Below are 11298 nucleotides of genomic sequence, written 5' to 3' on the forward strand. Positions count from 1 at the left end.
TTAACTCCTTTTTTTAAATTTTTCTTTAGTATCCAAAAGGATATTAACTGGTCCAACGTTGACGTGATGGACTTCCATATAGGCTCCGAATTCTCCTTCAATAACATTTAAATTACTTTCCTTTAGTTTTTTAACGAAAAAGTCAAACTTTTCTTTTGCCTTATCTTTATCTTCTGAATTATCAAAAGAGGGTCTATTACCTTTTGTAATATCGGCACACAGGGTAAAGTTCGATACAACTAGGATATCTCCTTTTACATCAAGGATACTCAAGTTCATTTTTCCGCTATTATCTTCGAAAATTCTCAAATTTAAAATTTTGTTTGCAGCCCACGTGATTTCTTCATCTGTGTCGTTTTTGCAAATACCAGTAAACAAAAGGAGTCCAAACTTTATCTTTAGCTCTTTTTTATTTTCTATCTTTAAAACTCCATCCCTTATTCTCTCAATTAGTACCCTCATTTACAAAACAATATATTCTTTTCAAAAGATAACTTCTTTCAGAGTTTGTAAATCCTTTTTTACTAGTTAAGATTTTCTCTAAAATTTCTATTGTTTTATCGTAGGTTGATCTATTTATCCTATAGGGGGTTCCGTCTTTACCGCCATGAGCAAAGGAGAACCTCGCTGGATCTGAGTAATCGGGCCTTTTCCCATAAATAAGCTCTGAAAGCAATGTAAGTGCTCTTAGTGTTTTTTCCCCTACTCCCTTAATAAGCAAAATATCCTCGAATTTATTAATGTTTTCTCTATAAAATTCTAGTGATATTTCAAAAACTTTTCTTACATTAATATCCCTTAATTTTATAAGGTGTCTCTCTGGCATTTTGTATATCTCTTTGATTTGTCTCTCTTTAATTAAATTAACTATATTTTCCCTTATTACTTTATTTTTTTCGGAAACAAGGTCTAAAACTTTTGTCTCCCTACAGTTGGCAATGATTCCTGAGTGGGGTTCACAGGTAATTTCTTTTAACTTCTTTGAAAATATGTGGTATCTACGGGCGGTTTTTTTATGAACATTCATTCCCTGTTGGACAACGAGCCAGTTTCCTTTTTTGTCAAACCAGAAGGTATGGTGATAAAGAGAGTGTTTATCCTGGACACAGGCGTTGTCAATCTTTGCTGTGAGACGAGATAAATAAATGAAGTTATTTGGATCTATATTTAACTTTTCTGAGAAATTTAAAATTTCTTTAGGAGTCTCAAGGGCAAATTTTCCCTTACCACCAGCGATGAAAATTGGAATATTTCTCTCTGAAAGTCCTTTTTTTAAAGCGTTTGTTACAGTTACGGTTATACCTGAAGAGTGCCAGTCAAAACCAAGAAAGCATCCAAAGCTTTGAAACCATAGGGGATCTGAAAATTTTTCTAAAATGTGAGAGGTATCTAATTCTTCAAGTAAATATTCTATAATTATAGAGGAAAGTTTTTTAATTTTATCAAAGAGCCATTCAGGAACTTTTCCATAATGTAAAGGGAGGTTTATTACTTCCACTACTTTTAGGGAAACTTAAAGACTATTTCAAGTCTAAAGTGACCGAGAGGGTGAGGCCAAATACCTAAAACTTTCTCTGATGAGAGAACTCTCTCAAAAGGATGATATAAAAACACTGCGGGAGCGTCCTCAAGTATCTTCTTTTCAATCTCTTGATAAATTTTTTTACGTTCCTCTGGTATTCTTACTTTTCTTGCTTCTTCTATAAGTTTATCTACAACAGGATTTGAGTATCTTGTCTCATTAGTTCCAAATTTGATTGAATTTGAGTGAAAAAGAGGATAGACAATGCTATCAGGGTCTCCTGTGTCGGCTATCCAACCTAATATGTGGCATTCTGTTTTATCTGAATGAACAGCTTCAAGAAACTCTTTCCAAGGTTTTATCTCGACATCAAATTCAATTCCTAATTTTTCTAGGGATTCTATAAAGAACTTTGCGGCCCTTCGATTAGTTTCACTTTCTGAAATAGTCAATTTCAATCTAATGGGGAGCTTCACACCTGACTTTAAAAGTTCCTCCTTTGCCTTTTCAATGTCATATTCATAGCCCTTTAACTCGGGGTTATAAACTTCTGATGATGGTGCAAATATACCTTCTGCTTTAATAGATCTACCAAAGAGTACTTCCTTTACGTATTTATCTTTATCAATAGCGTAGTTAATTGCTTTTCTAAAGTGAATATTTGTGAAAGGAAATTTTCTATTATTAAAGTCAAATCTTTGAATCGAAAGCTCAGGGGTAATTTTTATTTTATCTAAATAATGAGGAGCCTTTTCTTTCAAGACCTTTTCATCTTCCATAGAGGGTTCTATAACATCAATTTCACCCTTTAAAAATAGATTAACAAATTCTTTTGTTTTTCTCTCTTCGATTAAAAAGACAACCTTATCAACGTTTGATCTACCTGCAAAGTAATCCTCAAAAACCTCAAGTTCAATAAATTCATCTTTTACATAATTTTTAAGCTTAAAAGGTCCAAGTCCTATTAATTCTCCGTTTTTCTCCTTTGTTATAGCAGAACCCATAAGAGAGAGGTTATAAATTAAGGGAACAAAGGGATATTCAAGCTCAATCTCAATTTTGTTCTCATCAATTACTCTTATTCCTTCCACATAGTTTTTTTTACCATCGATAAAATCCTTTGCTCCTTTTATCATATCAAAATAATTGCCATATTTACCTCTAAGTGATCTTAAAAGTGAATCTCTCACATCATGAGCTGTAAGAACTTCACCATTATGAAATTTAACGCTTTTTCTAAGATAAAAGGTATATAAAAGTCCATCTTTTTCTATTTCAAACTTTTCAACTAGGGCAGGAATTACTTTACTTGAAAGAGGTGATGTCATAAAAAGTGCTCTATGTATGTTTTCAAGGATAGTATTGCTAGTTGCATCTGTGGCAAGATAGGGATTGAAGGTAACAGGATTAGAATTTAAAGGTAATTTCAATATAACCTCTTCTTTAATTTTCTCTTCGTGTTCCTCAATCTGAGGTAAATATTTTGCATTTTCTTGTCTAATTTCCATCAAATCTCTTTTAACTTCTGGCATCATTTTTTCAATTTCTTTGAATCTTAAACTTAATAGTTTTGTAAACTGTTCTAGTTCTTCAAAAATTTTTCCAAAAATTTCAATATTTTTACCTATTTTTTCTGTCAACTCCTCAATTTTTTTAAAACTCTCCTCGAAGAGGATTACATCTTCTCTAATATTAAAGAACTTTATTAATTCGATAGTTTCTCCTTTTGAACTTTGCATTTCTCTAGTTAAAAAATCTATTTCTTTTATTGACTTAATTATCTCTTCTGAAAAGTTGAGAGATAATTTTACTCTTTCCTTAAGTTCTGCAGAAAAGGGGTCCTCTCTTAGTCCAGCTCTTGCAGTTTCTACTGAAGAGTAAAGTGATAATATTTCTCCATCCTTTAAATCTTCCCTCATCTGTAATAAAATCTTTAAGAATTTTAGATCCATACCTTTAAAGGAAAATGAACTTTTGTGAGATTCTAAATAATCATAAAATCCTCTAGTTATTTTAATAAAATTGTTAATCTGATCCAAGTAATAGGAAAGATCCAATTTAAGTATTTTTGAGATTGTTTCATCAAAATCCCTTATTTTTCTATTTTGTATGCTAATTCTTCCTACAAGGCTTTTTATCATATCTAACTTCTTCTCAAGTTCGCTCTTACTTTTTTCAAAGTTTAAGAATCTTTCGTCAAGTTCTTTTAAGACGGTATCGATATTATTTAGAAAGAAAAGTAACTTGTTTTTTAGACGGTTTTTTAAATAAGACGGAGCTGAAGCAGCAAGTTCTAGCATCTCTATAATTGCATTTTTAATCTCATCATTTCCATTAAAAATTTCAGAATAAATTAACACCTTTTCAGCATCGGAAAAGAAAAGCGTGATACCTTTTTCAAGATCAACAATATTTTTAAAAAACTCATCGTATAAAGTTTTTCTTTCAAAGTAAATATTTGTTATCTCTTTTAAGGAATAAAAAAGATTATCAATAGTAACCTTTAACTTTTCAGAAATTTCACTTAAAGATTCCTCGTACTCACTTATTTCATTAACTAAGTCTAAAATCTTACTTTGTTTAAATTTTAATGACTCAAAGTTTTCCTTAATTTTATCAATATCTGAAGAAAGGTTTTCTCCATGAGTTATAATTCTTTGAGCTAACTTTGAAAGTTCCTGAGAAACAACTTGTAAACCCTTTCCCCTCTCACCTAAATGGAAAGCCTTAATCTCAGAATTTCTTGAGACAATTTCTATATAATGAATCTCATTAAGAAGCGAAAATGTATTTTTACTTATTTTTTCAAAAAGATTTAATATATTCTCTAGTCTATTACTCTCCTTATTATAAAAATCTATAATTTGAGGCAAATTTTCATATATTGTCTTTAACTGGTCTTCTACACTTTGTGAAATTTTACTTATTTCAGAAATAACTTGCTCCATTTCTTTATATGTGTCGCTTAACGTTTTTAATTCATTCTGAGTTAAAATTTTTATTTCTTCTAGATTTTTTCTCTGGGTAAAAACATAAAGTCCTAAATCGTAAAGCTTCTTGAAAAAGTCAAAAACTCTCTCTGCTTTATTCATGTATTACATAAGAAATATATCCTACAACATAACCTATTCCCCTATTCCCTAAAACATCATGTGAAGTGGTCATGTCAAGAATCTTTCTTTTATGAAGACCTTCCTCGTAGATTTTTAAAAGAACATAGATAGCAGAAGCACCGCAAGCCATAATCCCCTCATTTATAATCTCTTCGTAAAACTCCTCCGCCCTCCCCCTTTCTAATATTTCTTTAGACCTTTTATTCACTCTAACACACTCTTCGTAAGAATAACCATGATAAAAATCCGAACTTGCAATAATAAGGGTCTCATCATCCTTTTCTTCCTTAATAGCCTTTGCAACCCTTTCAAGAATATCTTTCCTAAAAGTTCCAAGTAAAATCGGAACTATTTTTAACATGTCTTCAAGCTTATATTGTAAAAAAGGAACCTGAACCTCTAAAGAATGCTCAATTTCATGATAATGAGAATTAAATTCGAAGATTTTATGTTTAAGAAGCCTTCTTTCAAACTCAACATCCTTTTTAATTTCCCCTAATGGAGTCAGCCAAGCCTCACTTTCATCTAAACAGGCAAAATTAAATGCATAATTATGGGAGTTTCCAATTAATATTACTCTTTTAAAATTATTTTTCAAATTCTTATATACATAGGATGCCGTTCTACCTGAATAAATATAACCGGCATGGGGAGAAACAGCCGATATTATCTTAATATCAATCTCATCAGCACTATCAAAAAGTTTTTTAATAAGATTCTCTAACTCTTTTTTCTTAGAGGGGTAAAAACTTCCACTTACTGCAGGCTCTCTAACTTTCATAGGATATATTTTGACACATCTTCCTCTTTTAATATCTTTGAGAGAACTTTATCTACATATTCGGCGTCTATTACATAGGGATTTCTGTCGAGATAGGGCATTCTAAATAGAGCCTCCTCAAGCACAAGATTCATTACGGTTTGGAGTCTCCTTGCACCTATATCTTCCATTTTCTGATTTGCTAAATAAGCATAGTGGGCAATTTTTTTGATAGCCTCTGGTTCAAACTCAAGTGTATAACCCTCAGCTTCAAATAAAGCCTTAAATTGCTTTACCAGCGAATTTTCAGGCTCAACTAAAATTCTTTCAAACTCTTTTTCTCCAAGAGGATGTAATTCAACTCTTATTGGAAATCTCCCCTGGAGTTCTGGAATTAGATCCTGTGGTGATGATTTACTGAAGGCACCTGCTCCAATAAATAAAATGTTGTCAGTTTTTACAACACCATACTTTGTCCGTACAGTGGTCCCCTCAACAATTGGTAAAAGATCTCTTTGGACACCCTCTCTTGAAACAGATGGACCATGTTCTTCTCCCTTTCCAACAATCTTATCAATTTCATCTATGAATATAATTCCCTTTTCTTGGGCTAGCCTCACGGCTTCCTGTTTAATTTCATCGAGATTTATTAGCTTATTTGCCGCCTCATTTGTAAGATACTCAAGGGCATCTTTAACTTTCATCCTTTTTACAACGGTTCTCTTTGGGAATAAGTCCTCCATTATATCTTGCAAGTTCTGTGCAATAGTATCATGCCCTATAGACATAACTGGAACAACAGATGCTGGAGATTGTTTTACCTCTATATCAATTTCTCTCTCATTGTAAAGCCCCCTTCTTAAATTTTCCCTGATGTATTCCGTAGAAGAATATTGAAATCCCGATAAAATTTCAACAATTTTATTCTCTGCTATCTCCTTAGCTTTACTTTCAACCTCCTTAACTTTTTTCTGTCTTAACATGTTAAAGGCAACATCAACAAGATCTCTTACCATACTTTCTACGTCTCTTCCTACGTAGCCAACTTCTGTATACCGTGTTGCCTCAACCTTTAAAAAGGGCGAACCTGTTAGTTGAGCAAGTCTTCTCGCAATTTCAGTTTTTCCAACTCCAGTGGGACCAATCATCAAAATGTTAAATGGATGAATCTCTTCTTTTATCTTTCCCTTTACTCTCATTCTTCTCCACCTATTTCTCAAAGCTATTGCTACAGCTTTCTTTGCCTCTTCCTGACCAATTATGTATTTATTAAGCTCCTCTACTATTTCAAAGGGAGTCTTCTCTTCTTCCCAAACTTCTATCATTTATCTTTATACTTTGTAAAATATTTTATATCTTTTATGGAACCAACTCTTTTTTCGCTAAAAATAGGTTTAACATAATCACCACAACATATCTCTACTTCAGGATCGAGAAAATGAATAATCCCGCCTTTTGAATTAGGCATGACCATGAACCCTACCTTATAGGGTCTTTCAAGCGGTTTGCCATCTAAATCAAAATAAATCTCTGTAAAAGAGAGCACCAAAAAAGGCCCCTCAACATCAATAAATTTCTCTATCTTTTCAAAACAATCTTCACAATATATTCTTGGTGGAATAATTATTGATTTACATCCTTTGCAAACCCCACCCTTTATCTTGCCCTCCTTTAGTCCCTCATAAAAGATTTCCCCTGCTAATCCAGCGGTATAAACCCACCACACAGGTATATTACCTTTTTGAGTTTTTATTTCACTAAAGTTTTCTAAGAAATCCTTAAAGGACATTACACTTCCCCCTATTTAATCGGTTTAAAATATAGAATATCTGTTATAGCGCCTTCTCTTTCTTCTTCTTTTTTCCAAACAGCCTTAACTTTAGTTCCTATGTCGATGTTTCTAAGTATTTCTTCAAGAGTTTCTCCTGCCTCTCCTATCTTATGTAAAATCCCAACGTTTGGAGAGGCACCGTAAAGCCATATAACGGCTGGAATTTCAGGTTTTTCTCTTCTTGTGGCATCCCAATTTACAAAACAAACAGAAAAAGTAAGAATCTCGCCTTCATCACTTAAAGTAACCCATCTGTCATTTGGTCTAAAACATAATTCACAGAACATTCTGGGAGGTACAACTACTCTTCCGCACTTATCACATTTTCGAGCGAGTATTATGCCCTTTTTAAGACCCTCTAAGAACTTACTTATAGCTATTCCACAATCCCACTCGTACTCAATTTTTGGTTTCCACTCTATTTTAACTGACCTCTCAAAACCCTCCTGATCCAGTGGGGTACCCTCCAAATTTTTCATTTTTCCCTCCCCCTATTTTGATAATATAACTACTGTTCCAACTTGCATCAAGTCACCCCATGCCTGTGCTAAACCTCTCTTTGCCTCTCTTTTAACTTGTCTTTTCCCAGCCTCTCCCTTTAGTTGTAAGTAAATTTCAATCACTCTCATAAGACCAGCTGCTGCTATAGGATTTCCAACTCCAAGAAGACCGCCAGAGGGGCTTGAGGGTATTCCATATTCTGTATCTCTATCCCAAAAGCCTTTTTCTAATAACTTGGGAGCTTCTCCTTTGTCTGCTAACAAAAGACCTTCAAGATGATGAAGTTCCTTATATGCGAATGGATCATAAGGTTCTACAACGTGTATTTCTTTTCTGGGATCCTTTATTCCTGCCATGTCGTAAGCCATTCTTGCTGCATACTCAACGTATCTCGGATAGTAAAGATCCCTGTTTGTCCAGTAGGAGGTATCAAGACAAAAGCCGATCCCTTCTATCCATATCGGCTTATCTGTTCTTTTTTTAACTTCGTGTTCTGCAGCAATTACAATGGCAGCTGCTCCATCTGTTACAGGTGAGACCATCAGTCTATGAACTGGGTATGCTATAATCTCTGAATTTAAAATATCTTCGACAGTGTATTCTCCAGCAATACCCTTTTGAGAGCACGGGTGATCTAAACCGTTCTTTTTATTTTTCACAGCAACAAGTGCAATTGTTTCAATGGGAATCTTATGAACTTTCATGTATCTCATCATTTCCAGTGAGAAAATCCAGAGCAAATTAACACCCAAGGGTCTTTCGATAAATTGATCGTAAATAGAGTTAAATGCACCTTGAGGATGAGGCATACAACTTGACATTTTCTCTTCAGCAACGATGAGACACTTATCGAAAATACCACTTGAAACAAGATACCATCCATGAATTATAGAAAATACGCCAGAGCCCCCACCTACAAAGGATCTCATAAATGGCTTTTTTGTGGCTCCTGCTCCATCAGAAAGCCAATCTCCTTTCATGTGAACACCATCAAAGGCATCAGGGGCAGTTGAAATGACAACGCAGTCTATCTCTTTAATATCCATTTGAGCTTCCTCAAGTGCCATCTTTGCCGCTTCAAAAGCTAGCTCTTTACCAGTTTCTTTAGCTCTTCTCATAAATTTTGTAAGACCTACTCCTAAAATTCCAACTTTTCTTGCCATCTTAGCCCTCCCTTTTTAAGATAATTACTGCTCCACTTGCTGAAGGCAATCCCTTCCAAGATGCAACAAGGGCTGTTTCTGGATTTGGAAGTTGTACATTTCCTGCATGTCCACGAAGCTGTAAAACCGCGTCATAAAGAGACCTTGCACCGTTCATTAGTGATAAGTTGCCATTTCCTAAATTGCCTCCTGTTGTATTAACTGGTAGCTCTCCATCTAAATCATAAAATCCTTCTTTTAAAAGTTCAGCAGATTCGCCAAACCTTGATAGAGAAAGAGCCTCAATATGTTGAAGTTCCTTATAAGAGAAGGTATCATCTATTTCAGCGAAGTCAATTTCTCTTATAGGATTTTTAATACGAGCCATTGAATATGCTTTTTTTGAGGCTACTTCTAAATACACCGCATCACCTCTCCACCTCTCTATGTTTGGTGTAAATCCCCCAAATCCTAAACCTAAAATTTTTATAAAATCTTTTTTTCTTTCTCTTGCCACTTCCTCATTTGCGATAACGAAGACACAGGCACCATCAGCGTTTGGGGAAATATCAAGCTTTTTAAGTGGCCTAGAAATAGGTTCTGAAGTTAAGACCTCTTCTGGAGCTATAGAAAGTCCAAAGGGACTTCTACCAAAGGTAAGCGCATTAGATTTATTTTTAGATACAACAAAAGCTACATCTTTTTCATCATAGCCTCTTGATTCGAGGAACATAGCCATTTCAAGACCAGCAACAAAGTATGGGTTTACTTCAAGGGGTCTTATATAAACAGGGTCAAGGCCCATAGCTAAAACTCGTGAATGGGTTTTGACATTAGATAACTTTGAGTGTGCCTCAAGAACACCAATTCTAAAGTAGCCAGTTTTTATAAGAGAATAGACTGAAACAAGACCAGTTAAGGCGTCAGCACATATAGTATGAACAGGTTTTAAAACAGCACCAAGTTGATCTGGAACGTATTCATCGAAAATTGACGTCCCCTCTTCAAAGTCCTCTGATACAGAGACGAAAATATCTACATCTTTAGGTTCAACACCTGCATCCTTATAGGCCTTTGTAGCTGCTTCGAAAATCATTTCTCTAAAGCTAAATTCGGCAGAAGATTTTTTTGGTAGTGAGATTCCTATTCCTATAATATAGACGTCCATTTATGGGGGAAATTTTTTTGGAGTTGAACCTACTTTTCATTATATACCAATTTAAGAACTAGTGGCAATGCAGAGTGCGTAAACCTTAGAGGCTCCCTTTTGTTTTAAAACTTTAGCGCATTCTTCAATAGTAGAGCCTGTTGTGAAGACGTCGTCAAGGATCAATATTCTTTTATCTTTAATTTCTTCGCTTAGCAAAACTCTGAAGGCATTTTCAACGTTTTTTCTTCTTTTTTCTAAGACTTCTATTTTAGCTTGTGATTTTGTTGGTTTTATTCTAATCAAAATGTCCTTTTTATATTTAGTTTTTATTTGCTTACTTAATTTATCCAGAATAATTTCATTCTGATTGAAGCCTCTTTCTCTTTCTCGCGATGGGTGAAGAGGGACAAAAGTTATAATATCAAATTCTGGAACAATTTTTTCTAAGTGTTCTAATACAAAGGGAGCAAAGAAATTAGCTAAGTTTGTGTATCTTTTGAATTTATAATTTTCAATCAAATCTCTAACTTTTTCTGTGTAGTTAAAAATTGCAAAGACTTCATCAATATAGTTTAGTTTTACTGAACATTTATGTTTCTTTAGATTTCTTCCACATTTTTTACAAAAAGGTGGGAAGATACGGGATCTTAAAATTTCTGTTAAACAATCTTTACAGAAGAATTCTCCGTCCTTTAAATTATCACAGGTCATACACAGGGGCGGTAGAAAAAATTCAATAATTTCCCTTAACATAAAGAAATTATAATTGATTTCGGGCATGAGAGAAAATATTTTTATTTACCCATCATGTATAGGCTCTGTTTTATATAAAGATTTAATTCCACTACTCAAAAAATTTTTGACTAATAAGGGATTTTATGTTTCTATCATAGATAAGCCTTTTTGCTGTGGTCAAGTTTTTTACAATACAGGCAATTTTAAAGAGGCTTATAAGTCACTCTTTCAAATTTATAAACATTTTAAGAAAAAGGAAGTTGTGATACTGTCGGGTTCCTGCCTTGAATTTATAGTGAAGTATATCCCTAGGATTTTAGGCAAGGAAATAAATTTTAACATAACTGAAATTACCGAATTTTTTATCAAGAAAAAACTTATTGACTTTTTACCGGAGTATCATAGATCTTGTCATTTTAAGACACTCAAAAATGAAAAACTAGAGTTTTTTAGCTGCTGCGGATTTGGTGGTGTCTTTTCAAGCATATATCCTCATATCTCAGAAAAAATTTTAAAAATTAAATTTAGAGAAAATAAAGAGATT

At 33.7% G+C, this 11298-nt stretch carries 11 protein-coding genes; 1 reads left to right on the forward strand and 10 read right to left on the reverse strand.

The annotated features are described in order from the left end of the window. Genes dtd through ABDH49_00925 form a run of 10 tightly spaced genes read right to left on the reverse strand, consistent with a single transcriptional unit; the run spans position 1 to position 10772 of the window. Positions 1-462, reverse strand: coding sequence for a D-aminoacyl-tRNA deacylase (gene dtd, locus ABDH49_00880; protein ID MEN3045533.1), 462 nt, complete (start codon positions 460-462; stop codon positions 1-3). Beyond that, positions 446-1498: a DUF763 domain-containing protein gene (locus tag ABDH49_00885; protein MEN3045534.1), complete on the reverse strand. Its 1053-nt coding sequence runs from the start codon at positions 1496-1498 to the stop codon at positions 446-448. Before ABDH49_00885 ends, dtd begins: the two co-directional genes overlap by 17 nt. Before the next feature lie 5 nt (positions 1499-1503). Then, positions 1504-4614: an ABC transporter substrate-binding protein gene (locus ABDH49_00890; GenBank protein MEN3045535.1), complete on the reverse strand. Its 3111-nt coding sequence runs from the start codon at positions 4612-4614 to the stop codon at positions 1504-1506. Next, positions 4607-5416 (reverse strand): AmmeMemoRadiSam system protein B, encoded by an 810-nt coding sequence (gene amrB, locus ABDH49_00895; GenBank protein MEN3045536.1) that lies wholly within the window; start codon positions 5414-5416, stop codon positions 4607-4609. Before amrB ends, ABDH49_00890 begins: the two co-directional genes overlap by 8 nt. Beyond that, the gene (gene hslU / locus ABDH49_00900; GenBank protein ID MEN3045537.1) at positions 5413-6720 is read right to left on the reverse strand and encodes an ATP-dependent protease ATPase subunit HslU; all 1308 of its coding nucleotides are present in this window, start codon (positions 6718-6720) and stop codon (positions 5413-5415) included. Before hslU ends, amrB begins: the two co-directional genes overlap by 4 nt. Further along, positions 6717-7184, reverse strand: coding sequence for a zinc ribbon domain-containing protein (locus tag ABDH49_00905; GenBank protein ID MEN3045538.1), 468 nt, complete (start codon positions 7182-7184; stop codon positions 6717-6719). Before ABDH49_00905 ends, hslU begins: the two co-directional genes overlap by 4 nt. Before the next feature lie 11 nt (positions 7185-7195). Further along, complete coding sequence (locus ABDH49_00910) at positions 7196-7705, reverse strand: Zn-ribbon domain-containing OB-fold protein (protein MEN3045539.1); 510 nt, start codon at positions 7703-7705, stop codon at positions 7196-7198. A 12-nt stretch (positions 7706-7717) separates the two neighbouring features. After that, a complete protein-coding gene (locus ABDH49_00915; protein ID MEN3045540.1) occupies positions 7718-8890 on the reverse strand; it encodes a thiolase domain-containing protein in 1173 nt (390 codons plus the stop codon). A 1-nt stretch (position 8891) separates the two neighbouring features. Continuing rightward, positions 8892-10037 (reverse strand): acetyl-CoA acetyltransferase, encoded by a 1146-nt coding sequence (locus ABDH49_00920; GenBank protein MEN3045541.1) that lies wholly within the window; start codon positions 10035-10037, stop codon positions 8892-8894. Positions 10038-10088: 51 nt separating this feature from the next. Then, the gene (locus ABDH49_00925) at positions 10089-10772 is read right to left on the reverse strand and encodes a ComF family protein (GenBank protein MEN3045542.1); all 684 of its coding nucleotides are present in this window, start codon (positions 10770-10772) and stop codon (positions 10089-10091) included. Positions 10773-10797: 25 nt separating this feature from the next. On the opposite strand from ABDH49_00925, the gene ABDH49_00930 reads away from it, so the two are divergent. Next, a partial coding sequence (locus ABDH49_00930; protein MEN3045543.1) for a (Fe-S)-binding protein occupies positions 10798-11298 on the forward strand: 501 nt, incomplete at its 3' end.

This window comes from Candidatus Hydrothermales bacterium (assembly GCA_039630235.1).
GTDB lineage: Bacteria > Hydrothermota > Hydrothermia > Hydrothermales > JAJRUZ01 > JBCNVI01.

What these genes read in the sequence shown, in the direction of transcription:
- dtd (MEN3045533.1), bottom strand. Translation starts at nt 462, where the DNA reads ATGAGGGTACTAATTGAGAGAATAAGGGATGGAGTTTTAAAGATAGAA.
- ABDH49_00890 (MEN3045535.1), bottom strand. Translation starts at nt 4,614, where the DNA reads ATGAATAAAGCAGAGAGAGTTTTTGACTTTTTCAAGAAGCTTTACGAT.
- amrB (MEN3045536.1), bottom strand. Translation starts at nt 5,416, where the DNA reads ATGAAAGTTAGAGAGCCTGCAGTAAGTGGAAGTTTTTACCCCTCTAAG.
- hslU (MEN3045537.1), bottom strand. Translation starts at nt 6,720, where the DNA reads ATGATAGAAGTTTGGGAAGAAGAGAAGACTCCCTTTGAAATAGTAGAG.
- ABDH49_00905 (MEN3045538.1), bottom strand. Translation starts at nt 7,184, where the DNA reads ATGTCCTTTAAGGATTTCTTAGAAAACTTTAGTGAAATAAAAACTCAA.
- ABDH49_00910 (MEN3045539.1), bottom strand. Translation starts at nt 7,705, where the DNA reads ATGAAAAATTTGGAGGGTACCCCACTGGATCAGGAGGGTTTTGAGAGG.
- ABDH49_00915 (MEN3045540.1), bottom strand. Translation starts at nt 8,890, where the DNA reads ATGGCAAGAAAAGTTGGAATTTTAGGAGTAGGTCTTACAAAATTTATG.
- ABDH49_00920 (MEN3045541.1), bottom strand. Translation starts at nt 10,037, where the DNA reads ATGGACGTCTATATTATAGGAATAGGAATCTCACTACCAAAAAAATCT.
- ABDH49_00925 (MEN3045542.1), bottom strand. Translation starts at nt 10,772, where the DNA reads ATGTTAAGGGAAATTATTGAATTTTTTCTACCGCCCCTGTGTATGACC.